The 16,263-nt window shown below is 59.3% G+C and carries 15 protein-coding genes and 1 pseudogene; 6 read left to right on the forward strand and 10 right to left on the reverse strand.

All coding sequences use genetic code 11. The features are described 5' to 3' along the window. The 7 genes from E0F99_RS23970 to tssA all read right to left on the reverse strand — a co-directional run. The coding region (locus E0F99_RS23970; protein ID WP_130908958.1) for a Clp protease N-terminal domain-containing protein at nt 1-1,357 on the reverse strand (1,357 nt) is incomplete at its 3' end. Nucleotides 1,358-1,369: 12 nt separating this feature from the next. Continuing rightward, complete coding sequence (tssG, locus tag E0F99_RS23975) at nt 1,370-2,377, reverse strand: type VI secretion system baseplate subunit TssG (protein ID WP_083358151.1); 1,008 nt, start codon at nt 2,375-2,377, stop codon at nt 1,370-1,372. Continuing rightward, nucleotides 2,341-4,128 (reverse strand): type VI secretion system baseplate subunit TssF, encoded by a 1,788-nt coding sequence (gene tssF, locus E0F99_RS23980; protein ID WP_083358150.1) that lies wholly within the window; start codon nt 4,126-4,128, stop codon nt 2,341-2,343. Before tssF ends, tssG begins: the two co-directional genes overlap by 37 nt. After that, on the reverse strand, nt 4,118-4,519 hold the full coding sequence (tssE, locus tag E0F99_RS23985; protein ID WP_083358149.1) for a type VI secretion system baseplate subunit TssE: 402 nt from the start codon (nt 4,517-4,519) through the stop codon (nt 4,118-4,120). The genes tssF and tssE overlap by 11 nt, the downstream gene beginning before the upstream one ends. A gap of 14 nt (nt 4,520-4,533) precedes the next feature. Further along, a complete protein-coding gene (tssC, locus tag E0F99_RS23990; RefSeq protein ID WP_130908959.1) occupies nt 4,534-6,012 on the reverse strand; it encodes a type VI secretion system contractile sheath large subunit in 1,479 nt (492 codons plus the stop codon). Nucleotides 6,013-6,027: 15 nt separating this feature from the next. Continuing rightward, on the reverse strand, nt 6,028-6,537 hold the full coding sequence (tssB, locus tag E0F99_RS23995; protein WP_083358148.1) for a type VI secretion system contractile sheath small subunit: 510 nt from the start codon (nt 6,535-6,537) through the stop codon (nt 6,028-6,030). A gap of 32 nt (nt 6,538-6,569) precedes the next feature. After that, nucleotides 6,570-8,123, reverse strand: a complete 1,554-nt coding sequence (gene tssA, locus E0F99_RS24000; RefSeq protein ID WP_083358147.1) for a type VI secretion system protein TssA — start codon at nt 8,121-8,123, stop codon at nt 6,570-6,572. A 476-nt stretch (nt 8,124-8,599) separates the two neighbouring features. On the opposite strand from tssA, the gene E0F99_RS24005 reads away from it, so the two are divergent. Then, nucleotides 8,600-9,115, forward strand: coding sequence for an Hcp family type VI secretion system effector (locus E0F99_RS24005; protein WP_083358146.1), 516 nt, complete (start codon nt 8,600-8,602; stop codon nt 9,113-9,115). A 56-nt stretch (nt 9,116-9,171) separates the two neighbouring features. Here the strand turns inward: E0F99_RS24005 and E0F99_RS24010 are convergent, their stop codons facing one another. Continuing rightward, nucleotides 9,172-9,993, reverse strand: coding sequence for an aldo/keto reductase (locus E0F99_RS24010; protein WP_083358145.1), 822 nt, complete (start codon nt 9,991-9,993; stop codon nt 9,172-9,174). A 106-nt stretch (nt 9,994-10,099) separates the two neighbouring features. Here E0F99_RS24010 and E0F99_RS24015 point away from each other — a divergent pair, with 106 nt between their 5' ends. Beyond that, nucleotides 10,100-10,594 carry a DUF1543 domain-containing protein gene (locus E0F99_RS24015; RefSeq protein WP_083358144.1) on the forward strand — a complete coding sequence of 165 codons (495 nt, stop codon included), beginning with the start codon at nt 10,100-10,102 and terminating at the stop codon, nt 10,592-10,594. A gap of 4 nt (nt 10,595-10,598) precedes the next feature. Here the strand turns inward: E0F99_RS24015 and E0F99_RS24020 are convergent, their stop codons facing one another. Together E0F99_RS24020 and E0F99_RS24025 are read right to left on the reverse strand one after the other, a co-directional pair. Continuing rightward, nucleotides 10,599-11,144 (reverse strand): GNAT family N-acetyltransferase, encoded by a 546-nt coding sequence (locus tag E0F99_RS24020; RefSeq protein ID WP_162276188.1) that lies wholly within the window; start codon nt 11,142-11,144, stop codon nt 10,599-10,601. A gap of 171 nt (nt 11,145-11,315) precedes the next feature. Next, the gene (locus tag E0F99_RS24025; protein ID WP_083358143.1) at nt 11,316-12,518 is read right to left on the reverse strand and encodes a TPM domain-containing protein; all 1,203 of its coding nucleotides are present in this window, start codon (nt 12,516-12,518) and stop codon (nt 11,316-11,318) included. A 128-nt stretch (nt 12,519-12,646) separates the two neighbouring features. Here E0F99_RS24025 and E0F99_RS24030 point away from each other — a divergent pair, with 128 nt between their 5' ends. The 4 genes and pseudogenes from E0F99_RS24030 to E0F99_RS24045 form a co-directional block, all read left to right on the forward strand. Beyond that, a complete protein-coding gene (locus E0F99_RS24030) occupies nt 12,647-13,462 on the forward strand; it encodes an alpha/beta fold hydrolase (RefSeq protein WP_083358142.1) in 816 nt (271 codons plus the stop codon). Beyond that, on the forward strand, nt 13,452-14,585 hold the full coding sequence (locus tag E0F99_RS24035; protein ID WP_083358141.1) for a PAS domain-containing sensor histidine kinase: 1,134 nt from the start codon (nt 13,452-13,454) through the stop codon (nt 14,583-14,585). Before E0F99_RS24030 ends, E0F99_RS24035 begins: the two co-directional genes overlap by 11 nt. A gap of 164 nt (nt 14,586-14,749) precedes the next feature. Further along, a complete protein-coding gene (locus tag E0F99_RS24040) occupies nt 14,750-15,796 on the forward strand; it encodes an alginate lyase family protein (protein ID WP_083358140.1) in 1,047 nt (348 codons plus the stop codon). A 42-nt stretch (nt 15,797-15,838) separates the two neighbouring features. Then, nucleotides 15,839-16,255 (forward strand): annotated as a pseudogene (locus E0F99_RS24045) (P-loop nucleotide/nucleoside kinase family protein); the annotation flags it as partial. Nucleotides 16,256-16,263 lie beyond the last annotated feature (8 nt).

The following is a 16,263-nucleotide window of genomic DNA, read 5'->3' on the forward strand; positions in this document are numbered from 1 at the left end:
CCAAGCGGAGGTTCAACGCCTGCAAAGCCTGCGTATCGACCGGCAACCCCCTGTCGGCGTCCCGGCTCAATGCACGAAGCTGTCGACGGCCCTCTTCCTGCTCCGCACAGATGTTTTGCAATGCCTCAGGCGGCATTGCCTGACGCGCACGCACCCGGGCACACGCGGTGTCCAACACATCCACGGCCTTGTCCGGCAACTGGCGGCCCGCGAGGTAACGAGCGCTCATATGCGCGGCCGCCACGACGGCATCGTCACGAACATAGACCCCGTGGCTCGCCTCATAAACCGAGACCAGACCGCGCAGGATGGACACAGCCTCGTCCACGCTCGGCTCGCCGACCAGCACCGGCTGAAAACGCCGCGCCAATGCCGGGTCTTTTTCGATGTACTGCTTGTACTCCGACCAAGTAGTCGCCGCGATGGTACGCAGCCCGCCTCGCGCCAATGCCGGCTTAAGCAGGTTGGCGGCGTCGCAACCTCCAGCCTGGCCTGCGGTGCCCACCAGGGTATGGGCTTCGTCGATAAACAGAATCACCGGCTGTGGCGCGGCATTGACTTCATCGATCAAGCCTTTGAGGCGCCGCTCGAATTCGCCCTTGAGGCTGGCGCCCGCTTGCAGCAGGCCCATATCCAAGGTCAGTACGCGAACATCCTTGAGCGCCTCGGGTACCTGCGCAGCGACGATTTTCAGGGCCAGCCCTTCGACAATCGCCGTTTTCCCCACCCCAGCCTCGCCGACCAGAATCGGGTTGTTCTTGCGTCGCCGTACGAGGATATCAATCAGTTGTCGGATCTCACTGTCACGGCATAGCACCGGATCGATCAACCCTTCACGCGCCTGGCCGGTGAGATCATGGGTGAAGCGCTGCAACAGCGAGTCCGGCGGCACGCGTTGCGACTCAGACGCCTGACTCGCCAGGAAATCACGCACACGGCCAGCATCCAGACGGCTCAGCACGGGGTAATAGCCACTGCCGGAGTAATCCAGCGGGTGCCGCAGCAGCGCCAGCAACAGTGCGCCGTGATCCACAAAGCGTTGTTCCAGCTCAATGTGAGCAACCATCAGCGCTTGCTGCAACCAGCGAACCAGCGCCTGGGCAAAGACCGGGTTGCGTGTCGCGCTCTGCTCACTTCGGGGCTGTAATACCGCGTGCAGTTCGCCCCTCTGTACCTCCGCGTCCGCCAATGCCTTGGCCAACACCCCGTCGGGATGCTCAAGCAAAGCCAGGAGCAGATCTTCCACCAACACTTCACGGCCACCGCGCATGACACAACGCTCAGACGCGTGTTCCAGGTCTCGCCGTGCCTGGGCTGTCAACGTGCGTATCAGTTGTTGCAGGTCCACATTAATCATGATCATCAGTCCCTAATGAAATTTGCCCGCAAGTGTGACCACGCCATCGGCATGTTCATGGTCCAACCAACTGGTCCAACCCAGGCGGCAGACGTTGCGCTCGCCAATGTGCAGCGCCTTGATCTCACCTTCAGCCAGCACAAGGCGCAGGTCGTACTCCAACGGATCGCGCGTGGTGAGGCGCACCAGTGAACACAAGGGTTGGTACCCGCTGCCCGTGGGCAGGAACTCATGAAGACGCTGCCAACTCAGTGCCAGCATCTGCACCCTGAACTTCCCACTGCGGTCGGCCACACGCTGCCCCAGCACCAGGTTTTGACCGAGTTCGCTGTTGACGACGCCCAAGTTATTGCGTTGCAAAGGCGCCACCTCCACCGTGCGCTCAACCCACTGTTCGATGAACAACGCGGTGTGCTTGAAGTAATACCGCAGGACGGTCTCAATCAACGCGGCCGAATGCGCGCGCAAACTCAGGAGCCCCAGGTACGGCAACAGGCGCTTGCAGTCCAGTTGTGTGGCCCGGCGGATCGCTGCGCCACCCAAGCCGATCAGCGCAAACATCTGTTCGGAAAAGACATCGCTGGCCCCGTACTGGAAACACGCCCGATAGCGGTATTTACGCCAGATCGGCAACATCAATCGGTGCAGCCGTTGGTGGAACATGTCGAGAAAGTCGCGGGTGGGGTTGCCCCCGGATCGCTCGGTAAACGCCTGTTCACCATAAAACGCCGGAAGTGGCGATCCGGCACCAAATAACCCCAGAATGTTCAGGCGCAGGCGCGCGCGCAGTCGGTCGTGTTCCACAAAAAACTCCACACGATCTATGTCATGACCCGCAAACCCCAGGCCAGGGTTGGCCTGGAATTCCAATTGTTCATATAGCGCGTCCTCGTCCAATAACGGGTGGGCATCGCGCAATCGTTCGATCACCTGCTGGACCGCCTGGAATAGCGTGTACTCACGGATGACGCGACAAAGTTGAGTCAAAGCAGGGGCTGTTGCCCCATCCGGGATGGCCATAGGTACACGTCTCCTTGTGTGCTGGTGACTCGCAACTCGTGGTACGAATTAAGGCTGGCGTAGAGCGCGAAGAACTCATTGAGGACAGAAGTGAAAACAAACATGTCGCCCTGACCGAGAAACCCTTGCGGATCGACTGTCAGGTCAACGCGTAAACCGCGAATGGGCAGGCCCCGATGCAAACGGTCAACGGCCTCGTGGCTGATCGATCGCAGCGCGCCAAGCCTTGTCTGGCTGACTTTTTGTGCCTGCCGATCGTGATAGCGCGGCAAATCGTACGTTTCGAGGATTACTTTCAAGGCGTTGATGTCGGTCAGCGACACATAGTTGAGCGACATGTTGCTGATGAGCTTCCACAGGAAGTCCTGATCAAGCGGTGGCGCGAAGCTCGCAGTCGGCACCGTGATATTGCGAAAGGTCAGTGACTCCGGTGCCTGTTCGCAGGGCTGATTTATCTCGCCTGTTTGCAACTGCCGTGGCAGGTTGCTATTGGTACAGGTCAGTTCGATCGAGAGTGTTTCATGGCCTTTTGCGCGGCGAGCGCCGAACGCTATCCAGGTATCGAGGCCGCCATGCTGCAATGACAAGCGTTGGCGAATGCCGTAGCTGGAAGGTGCCGTCGACAGGTTGATATCGTCGTCATGCTCAAAGGATTCAAACGGTACGTATGCCTGATAACCCAACCCGCCAGGGCGCCATCCAATGACGCTGTCCACGGAAAACACACCGGCATTGCCCAGCGTATATTCACCCGGCACCAACAGGTACTCGTCGAGTTTTCCGTCCAGGCGAACGGGCACGGCATCATGTTTGAACAGGTTGACGATGGGCGTGCAATACAACTTCACGTTGTCCAGCGTGGGACGTTGCAGTGGGTGCGTCTGGGTGCGCAGCTCGAAGCGCAGCACCATGCCATGCACCTGCTTGAGCAGCTCGTGGGGAAGCGAGTGCAGCGCAGCCAACCCCTCAACATCGACAAACAGGTACTTGTCAGGAAAGGCGAAGTATTCCTGTAAGTGACGATAACCACGGAACGTGTTCTGCGGATAAGGTATCAACGCCTGCTCCTCTGAAAACCCCACCGGCTGGACCTGATTGGCGCGCAAACGCAGGGTTGCGGGTTGCCCATCAGCCCCGTTGACCGGCGAACCTGCGTGATCCAGCAACAGCAAATGAATGCCACCAAGGTGACGCAACAGGCTGAGGTACAAGCCTTGGCTGATGTAGCGGTCCCCAGCCATGTGCAGGCGCAAGGAGTCAAACGCAAGCTCACTGAAATTGCCCTCGGCACTCATGTTCAAGCGCAGGTCCAGCCATGTGCTTTCACCCTGCGACCTGTACTCCAGGCCACTGAGTTGCAGTGGCATCACATCAGTGGTGTAGCAAGTCCGAAAACGACAGCGCTCGCCTTGGATGGCTACGCTTTCCACAGCGGTATCCCGGGCCACTCGTACCGTGGGACCGGCACGTTTCAAGGGGTCAAACTGCAGGATGCTGAAGGCAGGCATTGGCCGCATGTAATTGGGCCATAGCAAGTGCATCAAGGAATGCGTCAGCTCAGGTAGCTCGTCATCCAGCTTCTGGCGCAGGCGCCCCGTCAGGAACGCGAACCCCTCGAGCAATCGCTCCACATCCGGATCCTGGCCGGTCTGCGCAAGAAAAGGTGCCAGCGCAGGATTACGCGCAGAGAAGCGCTGCCCGAGTTGCCGCAAGGCGCTGAGCTCACTTTGAAAATAGCGATTAAAGCCCATCGACGCAGACCTCAACGCGACCGGCGTCAGCCAGTCGCGCATGAAACACAACGGGCTGCATCACGCCTCCCACCATCAGCGCTGCTTCGATTGCAAATGCCAGGGTCAAAGACTCACCCACACGTGGCAACACCCTGACGCGCACATTCGCCAACCGCGGCTCGTAAGCCCGGATGAAACGCTCGATCAGCAGGCGTGACTGGCTCAAGGATTCATGCAGACTAAGACGCATGTCATTGAGGTCAGGCAAGCCGTAGTCAGGCAGTGTCTGGACGCTGCCTGCGCGGGTGCTGAGCATTTTCCCCAAATGCGCAGCGACAGACGTCTTGCTGCAGACTTGGGTTGACGCATCGAAATCGAGGCGTTCGAAAAGGCTATTGTTGTGAGGCATTCCCTGGCTTCTGCTCATTCTTTATCGAGCTTGCCGACCAGAGACAACGTGAAGTCTGCCCCCATGTACTTGAAGTGCGGGCGTACGCTCAAGTTAACGCGATACCAGCCTGGCTCTCCGTCGACATCGCTGACGACGATGCGTGCAGCCCGCAATGGGCGGCGTCCACGGACCTCGGCACTGGGGTTTTCCTGATCAGCGACGTATTGGCGAATCCACTTGTTGAGCTCCAACTCCAGATCCGTACGCTCTTTCCATGAACCCAATTGCTCGCGCTGCAGCACTTTGAGGTAATGAGCCAGACGGTTGACCACCATCATGTAGGGCAACTGGGTGCCAAGTCGGTAATTCAACTCGGCAGCCTTGCCCTCCTCACTGATGCCAAAGGACTTGGGTTTCTGCACGGAACTGGCGGAAAAGAACGCCGCGTTGTCACTGCCTTTACGCATGGTCAGGGCAATAAACCCCTCTTGCGCCAGCTCGTATTCGCGCCGATCAGAAACCAGTACTTCGGTAGGAATTTTGGTCTCGATCTCACCCATGCTCTGGAAATGATGCAACGGCAGGTCTTCTACCGCCCCGCCACTTTGCGGACCGATGATGTTCGGGCACCATCGAAAACGCGCGAAGCTATCGGTCAGGCGCGTGGCAAACGCGTAAGCGGTATTGCCCCACAGATAGTGCTCGTGGCTGTTGACCACGTTCTCCTGGTAGGCAAAGGTTTTGACCGGGCATTCAAGGGGGTCGTAGGGTGTTCGCAACAGGAAGCGCGGCACGGTAAGGCCGATATAGCGGGCGTCTTCGCTCTGGCGAAAACTTTGCCATTTGGCAAACTGAGGGCCTTCGAAATGGTCCCTGAGGTCCTTGAGATCAGGCAGCCCTGTGAAGCTTTCCAGTCCGAAGAAGGCTGGCCCGGCAGCGGCTATAAAGGGGGCGTGAGCCATACAGGCCACGCTGGACGCGTATTGCATCAACTTCACGTCAGGTGCGCTGGGTGAGAAAAAATAGTTGGCAATGATCGCGCCCACCGGCTGACCACCAAACTGACCGTATTCGGCGCTGTAAATATGCTTGTACAGCCCGGACTGGGTAATTTCAGCAGAGTCCTCAAAGTCATCCAGCAGATCCTGCCGCGAGACATTCAGCAGCTCAATCTTGATGTTCTCGCGAAAATTGGTGCGTTCAACCAGTAACTGCAGGCCCTTCCAGGCCGACTCCAGTGCCTGGAAATCAGGGTGGTGAAGGATCTCGTCCATTTGCTGGCTGAGCTTGGTATCGATCTCGGCGATCATCCGGTCGACCAGGCGTTTCTTCACCGGTTCTGCACTGTTCTGCGGCTTGAGCAATTCCTCGATGAACGCTGACACGCCTCGCTTGGCAATGCCGTATGCCTCGTCGTCGGCACTCAGCAATGTCTGGGCGACGATGTTGTCGAGGATGCTGTACTCGTCGGCAACGCTTGCGAGCTCCGGGTTGTGCTGGGTAGTGATCATGGTGTCAGTGTCCTTTTACTGAAGTGTTAAGGCGCCAGGTTGGCTCAGCCCCAGCTCGGCAAGTACTCGCGCACGCGATTCGTCGTCGGCCAGTGCCTGCTCAATCGCTTTGCGAAAGCTGGGTGTATTGCCCAAAGGCCCCTTGAGCGCCATCAACGCTTCACGCAATGCCATCAGTTTTTGTAGCTCGGGTATCTGCTCAACCAGGTGCGCGGGGTTGAAATCCTTCATCGAGTTAATCCGAACCTGGATGGCCAAGTCTTCGACGTCAGTGCACGCCTGCAGACGATTGGGGACACTCAGCGTCAAGCTCAACGCCTGTTTGGCCAGCACCTCATCAAGGGTGTTCTTGTCGATGCCAATGGGCTTTCGATCTTCGAGCTTGCGCGAATCTTCACGCTGGCTGAAATCCCCCAGCACCAGCAACTTCAACGGCAGCTCGACCTCCTCTTGAGCGCCACCGGTGGCGGGCTTGAAAGTGATATTGATACGTTCCTTGGGTGCTACCGAACCGTCTTTGGCCACGGTATTTCTCCTTTTTCAGTGGGCTCGAAAGCCTATTCGAGTACCGCTTCCAGATCGAAGTGGCACAACCTGCGATGGGTGACTTCCTTGCGCTCGCGCACGGCGTGGTCTTGCGGCAAAAGGTCATAACAGCGGTGCAGGAGCCGGGCGACTTGAAGAGCCAACTCGGGTTCCCAGCGCTCCAGGCCTGCGTGTTGTAGTTCAAGGTCCAACTGTTCAAGCTGGATCTTGCCCAGCTCATGTTTGCCCGCCCGAATACACAACCTGGCCAGCGCCAGTCGCCAGTGAAAACGGGCGCGGTCACCGCAGGCGGCATGCAACCCCTGCTTGAGTTCGCCGACCGCCGCCCTGAGTCCTTCCTTGCGCAGCCTGGACATCACCGCCTGCAAAGCGGCTTCCCAAGGCTCACTGCCAACATCGGCGGTGGTGCTTACGGGCTCGGCTTTATGCAGATGCCGAAGGACATGCAGCGCGATCCAGTCAACCGTCGCGGGGTCGGCAAACCCGCTGCCGTCGTCAAACCTGAACTCAGGCAAGCTCGGCAGGCGTTGCAACAGCAGCGCAAAATTCATTTCCAGCTCGGTCATCGCCAAGTCCGCCTGCAAGGCTTCAAGGCACTCCCAGGCCATACGCAACCCGTCGAACCAGAACAACGCACTGGCCAGGCTCACCTCAAGTTCGAGCAAAAGATCGGCGTAATGCCCCTGGTTAAAGCGATCCTTGAAACGCTTGAGCTTGTCGGGCGACGGCGCCCGCAATGCCGTTACCCGCTCATTGTTGGCGTCTGGATAACTGATCAGCGTCAGCCATGCCAAGGTTCGGTTCAGGCGCAAAGCACGCAGGTCAGTCGCACTCTGGCGTAGCCACCAAGCACACAAAGGGCGAGCCTGCTCCTGCAAAACACGCAGCAGTTTGTGAGCGTCTTTTTCGTTATTGACCGACTGCTCGGGCTTGCGCAATTGAGTTGTCACCTGCTTGACCTGGGCAATGACGCCCGCGAGTCCGCCAGGATCAATACGGCTTGGCGTGGCACGTGCCAGCCGCTCAGACAGCTGCCTGCGAATGGGCAACAACAAAGGCGCATCGTCACCCAGACGCTCGCCCCATAACGCGTCCAGGCTTGCGAGATGTTCCAGGAGCGCCTGGAACAATGGCAACGGGTCAGTCAGCGAAAGGCTCTGCGCAAAGAGCGGTTCCAGCCGCAACACCAACCAGCTAAACGCGGCACTGCGGGTACGCGACTTGGCGGGGTACACAGTCGCCCAGTGGTGCTCACACAGGTAACGCAATAACCCAAGGCCAGCCAACAACCCGGGAAACGAATCACGCTGATGCAGCGCCCAGGTCAACCAGACGGCGACTCGCAAATCCTTGGAGTGCTCGCGCAGCAGGCGCTCGCTGTTCTCACTGACCATCTGCCAATCCGGCAGGCCTGAACCATGAATCGATTGCGCCTTGCCAAGCTCGAACTCCAAGGCTTCAAACTCGCTCGAAAACCGAATATCACAGCCGGCAAAATCCTCTGACGAACAAGGCAGCCGTGCAACTTCAAGGTAATAAGCGTACAGCGTGTCTGAATAAACCATTTTAGGCCACAGAGAACTGTTTCATGATTACGGCAGCGAGCCAGTTACAATTAAATAAACTGGAGCCTTATTTGATTCCCGTTCAATACTCGAGGAAGCAGTCGAACCTTAGCCATCCAAAGAGCAATCAGCAAGCCGCAGACCTTCACTTAAGAAATCTCCTACGAGCCAGTAAAATCAGGACATGCGCAGTAGGTTGCGCAGTTAACTCAGCACAACAAACACTTCTACCCGGCTAAGCCGCGCACATATTCAATAAACAGCGTGAGCAACTAACTGCACACAAGCGCGCAACCATCGACACTAAAAACACGATAAACCCAAGGCAACTTTTAAGCCTCCCCCCAACACCCCACCCCAACATCCTTGTTTCATTGAGTCTTCTCATCTCAGGCACGCTTCTTGTTATAGAGACTTGCCTGAGCCGCGTCCTCGTCGCTCAGAAACACCTACTCAATCAGACAAGGAAACCAGTCATGCCAACACCCGCGTACCTCTCTGTTACCGGTGTTAAACAAGGTTTAATCACGGCAGGCACATTTACCCAGGATTCGGTCGGCAACATTTATCAGGAGGGACATGAGGATCAGATCCTTGTGCAAGCGTTTGCCCATCAGGTGATCATTCCCCGCGATCCGCAATCAGGTCAGCCAACCGGCCAACGGGTGCATAAACCGCTGATGATCAGCAAGGTCTTCGACAAATCCTCGCCTCTACTCTTCAGCGCGCTGACCACGGGCGAAGAAGTGTCCTGCCGGTTGGAGTGGTTCCGTACTTCCTCGGCCGGCACCCAGGAGCACTACTTCACCACTGAGTTGGAAGGCGCGACCATCGTCGACATTCAATCGCGCATGCCCAATTGCCAGGATCCGGCCAACGCGCACTTCACCCATTTGGAGGATGTGTATTTCACCTATCGCAAGATTGTCTGGACCCACGAAGTGGCCGGTACTTCGGGCTCGGACGACTGGCGTAGCCCAGTCGCCGGCTAACCTCGGCTGATGCAGGAACGGCGACCAAGGACGGCGCCGTTCGTGCTACTGATTGACTACACCATCGCCAGCGGGTGCTTGCGCTTGGGGGCGCCGAATACACGGTCGATCGCGTCCAGATCGTGCTCATCGAGCACCAGTTGCGCAGCACCGGCATTGAGTCGCACGTGTTCGGGTGTCACGGCCTTGGGGATGGCAATCACGCCGTCTTGTCGCAAGACCCAGGCGAGGGAGACCTGAGCAGGTGTGACTTCATGGCGGCGGGCGATTTGCTTGAGGGTAGGACTGGACAGCAGCTCACCGCCCTGGGCGATCGGGCAGTAAGCCATCAGCGGTAAATGGTGCTGTTGCCACCATGGCAGCAGGTCGAATTCGATACCGCGTTCTTCGATGTTGTAGAGCACCTGGTTGGTCGCACAGGCTGCAGATGCGAGTTCCTGCAGGTCGCCCACGTCAAAATTGGAAACGCCCCAACGGCCGATCTTGCCGGCCTCGCGCAGACGCTCGAAGGCTTCGACGGTTTCTTCAAGCGGGTACTGGCCACGCCAGTGCAACAGGTACAGATCAATATAGTCTGTGCCCAGGCGCTGCAGGCTGGCTTCACAGGCACGGGGCACGCCCTTGTGGCTGGCGTTATGCGGATAGACTTTACTGACCAGGAACACCTGGTCACGCCTGCCATGAATGGCTTCACCGACCACTTCTTCGGCACCGCCTTCGCCATACATTTCGGCGGTATCGATCAGGGTCATGCCCTCATCGATGCCCAATTGCAATGCGGCGACTTCAGCCCTGCGCCGGTCAGTGTTTTCGCCCATGCGCCAGGTGCCCTGGCCGATGACAGGCACGGGAACGCCAGCCAGATCGATGGTACGCATGACAACCTCCTGATGAGTTCGCGGATTAACAGTGTGGCAGTGACCGGACAAAAGGGTTCAATCGAAGTATGGTGAGCCTTTGCCAAGTCGCCAGGAAGAACCTGCAATGCTGTTTGTCGTCATGCTCGGGGGCAAGCACCCACGGGCCAGAATTGAAGTTCACGATGTGGTGTTCGCGGTGGCGGATACGCTGGAGGCGGCTTACCCGCAATTGCGCGACGGCTGGTTCGGCAGCCCCAAGGGCGTGCATATCGACGCGTGGATGGCCGTCGATGGCGTCGACGGCTGGAAAGTCGAGATCAGCCAGATGGCGCCCCAGGCGGATGCGCATCACCTGTATTTCATCAACCTGGGCGGTTATGAAGCCAATGTGTTTGGCGAGGCCCATCATTATTTGCTGGTGGTCGCGCGCGATAAAAAGCAAGCGATGAGCAAAGGCAAACAGCAGATGCTGCGCCACTGGTCCCAAGCGCACACCGACGGCGTGATGGACATCGATGACTGCCTGCCCATCGATCTGGTGGACGGTCGTTATGTGCACCTGGTGCAAGGCCCGCACCGGCCGATCATCCAACAGAATGACTACATCGTCTTGGCGTAAGCCCTCAGGTGCTGAGCACCAAGGGTTTACCAAACAGACGATTGCCATGGGTTTCTCCCTGGAAGGTATAGGTCGGTGAACCCAGCACCTCATACCCGCGCCGAGGGTAGAAACCCAGCGCCCGCTCATTGCCCACCCACACGGTGGCCCACAATAACCCGGCGCCGCCCCGCGCCGCGTGTTGCTCCGCCGCTTGCAGCAGCTGACAGCCAAGCCCCAAGCCGGTGAATCGCTCCTGAATATAGAGACGCTGGAGTTCGGCAGCGTCAGCGGCGTCGATCATCGAATGGCTGGCGTTGAGCTTGATCTGGGCGAAGCCAACAAGATGGCCATTTACTTGCGCGACCAGCAGCGAGACACCCGGCTGCGTGATCAGTTGACTAATGGTCTGCGGCGCGAAGGCGTGCAGTGCCTCATTGGCGATTGAGCTGCGAATGCCTTCGGTGGCATAGGTATCAAGGAAGACCTGCATGCCCAGCACGCCAATGCACACGGCGTCCTCAGCAATGGCGTCACGCATAATCATGTTTGGGATTTTGGAGGCAGGCATCGAGCATCCGTACTCTGAGTTGCAAGGCTCAACGTTTTACCACGAATGCACGTGACCGTATTTACCACTGCCGATTGCCCGCAGTAGGGTTTAGCCCTCGCCAAATCCGCAGGAGCCCTATGCCGGGTTCAGTTTCAAAGGTTGGGTTGGCTATAAACCGCGCTAGCAGGGTTACCAACTGCCCGACGCCCCGCCGCCGCCACTGGACCCACCACCGCCGGACGAACTGCTACTGGAGCTGGAGCTGCTGGAACTTGAGCCGCAGGAGCCACCGCTCGAACTTGAGCCCGCCCCTCCGGCGGTCTTGCCAAAGATGAACAACGCCACAAACGAGGCGATCGCAAACGCCAGCAACCAGCCTTCACGGCCCGCGTCGGCGACCAGCCCTGCCGCCACGTACACCGCCCCCGCCGCCAATAGCCGCACGGCAAAACCTAGCCGGCTGGTTTTCCAGGCGTCTCGCATGACCACCCACAGCACCAGGTACGCCCCCAGCACGACCAGTGCCCCCAGCGGCAATGCCAGCCAATGGACGAAGCTGACGTCGACGTTTCGATCTACCACCAGCAGCCCGCCGATGTAGAGCAACAAGCCGATCACGCCGTAAAACACTGTACGCGCAAGCCATAGCGCACCGAAGGTCGCGCCGCCGATCAGCTGGGTCAGCGGCAATAGCAGCATGTACATCGGCCAGTCCCGGCCGCCGCCATAAAACGCCAGCAGCAGCGTGACCACCACGACGGCAATCAATGCGCGGCGCCAAGGCAGTTTGCCGGCAGCTATCAGCACGCCGCCAATGCCGCCCAGGATAAATGCCAGCAACACGGCTATCGCCTGGGGGTGGATACCAGGGCCCGCCACCTCGGGCAGGTCGGCGCCGTCCACCAGCACGGTCAAGTCATTGACCGCCTGTTGAACACCGCCCGCATAGTCACCCTGACGAAACGCCGGGGTGATGTGCTCTTCGATAATGCGATGGGCCAACAAGTCGGTGACGATGCCTTCCAGACCGTAGCCCACCTCGATGCGCACTTTGCGGTCGTCCTTAGCCATCACCAGCAGGATGCCGTCGTTAGCGTCCTTGCGCCCCAGTTTCCAGGCGCGCAACACTTGGTTAGCGTAGTCCTCGATGCTCGCGTCGCCGGTAGTAGGCACCAGCAACACAGCCACCTGTGAGCCTTTGCGCTGTTCAAGGCCGTCGAGTTGTTTTTTCAGACGGGTAATGGTTTGGGTATCAAGGGTGTCGGTGAGGTCGATAACCCGCTGGTCGAGGGCGACGCCAATCGGTGAAGTGCTGGCCCGAGCGGTGATAAAAAGGCCGGCAACCATCAATACCAGCAGACTCAATACAAATGGATGCAACCCCCGCAGCATGTTGGTACCTGACGCTTGTTCCTGAAGGCGCCGACTTTACCTTATCGACGTATAACGCGTGACCCCACGCCTGCGACTATCTAAACTGCTCGCAGCCCGCATAGCAAAAAGCCATACACGAGAATTGCATGAACCTAAAGCACCGCAACAACGTCAGTGTGATGGGCAACGGGATGGCGACCCTGGTGTTCTCCCATGGGTTCGGCTGCAACCAGGCGATGTGGAATTACCTGGCCCCGGCCTTTGTCGACCGCTTCCGCGTGGTGATGTACGACCTGGTCGGGGCGGGCCTGTCGGACCTCAGTGCATTCGACAAAGCCAAGTACGGCACGCTGGATGGCTATGCCCAGGACCTGAACGAGATTATCGAAGCCTTTGCCGTAGGCCCGGTGATCCTAGTCGGCCACTCGGTCAGCGCGATGATCGGCACCCTCGCCGACCGCCAGGCCCCCGGGCGCATCGCCGCCCATGTGATGATCGGCCCGTCGCCGCGCTACATTGATGACGTCGATTACACGGGCGGTTTCAAGCGCAGCGACATCGACGACCTGCTCGACACCCTCGACAGCAACTACCTCGGCTGGTCCAGCGCCATGGCCCCGGTGATCATGGGTGCGCCTGGGCAACCGGCCTTGAGCGACGAACTGCGCGAGAGTTTCTGCCGCACCGAACCCGACATCGCCAAACAGTTTGCGCGCGTGACCTTTTTGTCGGACAACCGCCAGGACGTGATCGGCCTGACCGCCCCGGTGTTGATCCTGCAATCGAGCGACGACCTGATCGCGCCCCTGGCGGTGGGTGAATACCTGCACCGCGTACTGCCCAACAGCACGTATTGCCTGGTGGACAATGTTGGTCATTGCCCGCACATGAGCGCGCCGCAAGCCTGCGCAGCCGCGATGCAACGCTTCCTGGCGCCGTGGGCGATTACTGATGTCGGTTGACCTGTTCGACAACGCCGCCTGTGCCCTGGCCGTCACCGCTGAAGACGGCACGATCCTGCAAGCCAACGCGCGGTTCAGCGAATGGCTGGGCTTGAGCAGCGCCGAGCTGTGCGGGCGGCGCTTTCAGGATTTGCTGACCATGGGCGGGCGGATTTTCCACCAGACCCACCTGGCGCCGATGTTGCGCCTGCGCGGCAGTGTCACCGAAGTGAAGCTAGATATGCTGCACCACGACGGGCACAAAGTGACCGTACTGCTTAATGGCAACAAGCGCGAACAGGCCGACGCTGTGGTCTACGACCTCGCGCTGTTCGGCACCACCGACCGCGACAAGTACGAACGCGAGTTGCTCAACGCGCGCAACCTGGCCGAAGCGCTGTTGCAGGAAAAAACCGCCACCGAAATCGCGCTGCAGCAGGCCCAGGCGCAATTGAGCGAGGCCTATGCCATTGCCCAGCGACGCGCGTTGTTTGCCGAGCAGATGGTGGCGATCGTCAGTCACGATTTGAAGAACCCCCTGACGGCCATCCGTATGGCGTCCGACTTTCTCAAGCGTGGCGAGCGCACGACCAAGGAGCATCAGTTGTTGGGCCATATCGCCCAGTCGTCCGAGCGCGCCCATCGGATGATCGCCGACTTGCTCGACTTCACCCAAGCCCGGGTTGGCCACGGCATCACCATCAAGGCCGCACCGCTGGACTTGCATGCCGTGATTGCGCGCGCGGTAGATGAACTGCGGCTGGCCTTCCCCAAGGCCACGTTGGAACATCAAGCCCAAGGCCATGGCGATGCCTGCCTGGATGCCGACCGTGTGCAGCAGATCATCGGTAACCTGGTGGCCAACAGCGTGGCGTATGGCGAACCGCTCCAGCCGATCACCATCACCTCACGGCTAGGCGATACGAGCTGCGAAGTCGCGGTGCACAACCACGGCGCGGTAATTGCGCAAACGCTGCTGGCCAGCCTGTTCGAGCCCATGACCCGTGGCACCGACCAAGGCAGCGGTGTGCGCAGCGTGGGCTTGGGCCTGTACATCGTGCGCGAGTTAGCCAGAGTGCATGGCGGCGACGTAGCGGTAAGCTCCTGCGCCATTAACGGTACGACCTTTACCGTAAAGTTTTAGAACAGATACGCCGTGCCTTGCATGATCGGCGCGCGTTCGTGGATGATCAAATCGTCGCCATAGGCATGCATCTTCACGGTTCGAGGCTCAGCATACGGGGGTTTCATCCAAGCCGATTCAGGCGCATGTTAGCGTGTGTGCGTGCTGATCCGGCAGAGCCCGCCATGAAACAAACCTTCTTCGCTTTAACCGCACTGCTGCTCGCGTTTTCCCACGCGGCCATGGCGTCCGCGCAAAATCCCAGCCTGTGCCAGCCGGCCACGTCGAACCCGATGTCGAAGGCGCTGCTGGCCGCCGCCCAACGGCACCTGGCCGACCATCCGAACCCGCTGCCCCATCTGCACACTGAAGGCACCCTGCCCCACCACGGCATCCGTGAGCAAAGTAGTGCCGCCGAAAAAGACTGGCCAGTGATGCGCCAAGCGGCGCTGGCGTGGCGGTTGAACGGTGACCCGCGGTACCTCAAGCAAGTCGACGACTACCTGGCCGCGTGGGCCGACGTGTACCAGCCGGACTTCAACCCGATTGATGAAACCAACCTCGACATGCTGATCAATGCCTATGCGCTGACCGCCGATCACCTGCGCCTGGAAACCCGCGCCGCCAGCCGCCGCTTGATCAGCAACTTGGGCAACGGTTACATCGCGCACATCGAGCAATTCCATGGACAGAAAAAAGGCACCCAGACCAATAACTGGCAGAGTCATCGCGTCAAGCTGGTCAGCGTGGCCGCCGCCGCACTGGGCGACCGCACGATGCTTGAACACGCCCACCAGCTATTCAAGCAGCAGATCGCCGACAACGTGCTGCCGGATGGCGTGGTGACCGACTTCCAAGACCGCGACGCCCTGCATTACGTGGTCTACGACCTCGAGCCTCTGGTGCAAGCCGCAATGGCGGCCAAACCCTATGGCGTCGGCGGCGACTGGCTGAACATCAGCGTGAAGGGCGCGTCCCTGGCGGGCGCGCTCGATTGGCTGGTGCCCTATGCCACTGGGCAACGCCGCCACGAGGAGTTTGTGCACACCCACGTGCAATTCGACAAAGACCGTGCCGGGGTTGGTGAAGCCGGGTACAGCGGCACCTGGCAACCCAACAGCAGCGCGACGCTGTTCTGGCTGGCCGCGCAGCTGGACAAACGTTACCTGCCTGTGGCGACGCAACTGGCAGCCCACCCGGCAGACTGGATCAGTGCCTGCTATTTGAAGTAAGCGCGGCTAGACTGGCCGGGTTCCCCTTGCAAAGGATTGATGATGCTTATTGTGTTCAGCGGCCTGCCCGGCACCGGCAAAACCACGATTGCCACCGAACTGGCGCGCCAGATCGGTGCGGTGTACCTGCGTATCGATGTGATTGAGCAGGCGCTTCGGGATGCCGACGTGTTGGCCGGTGATGTGGGTGCCAGCGGTTATGGCGTGGCGAATGCGCTGGCGTTGAGTAATGTGCGCCTGGGGCACAGGGTCATTGCTGATTGTGTGAACCCGGTCAGGGAAAGCCGGGCAGCGTGGAAGGCCGTGGCGACGGCGGCAGGCGTTGAGTGGCTGGATATTCAGGTGATCTGTTCGGATCAACAAGAACATCAACGCCGGGTTGAAAGCCGTTCAAGTGATATTGCCGGCTTGGTCCCGCCTACTTGGCAGTCGGTATTGGCGCAGTGGTTGGGTCCTTGGGGTTAACT

It is taken from the genome of Pseudomonas antarctica (genome assembly GCF_900624995.1).
GTDB lineage: Bacteria > Pseudomonadota > Gammaproteobacteria > Pseudomonadales > Pseudomonadaceae > Aquipseudomonas > Aquipseudomonas antarctica.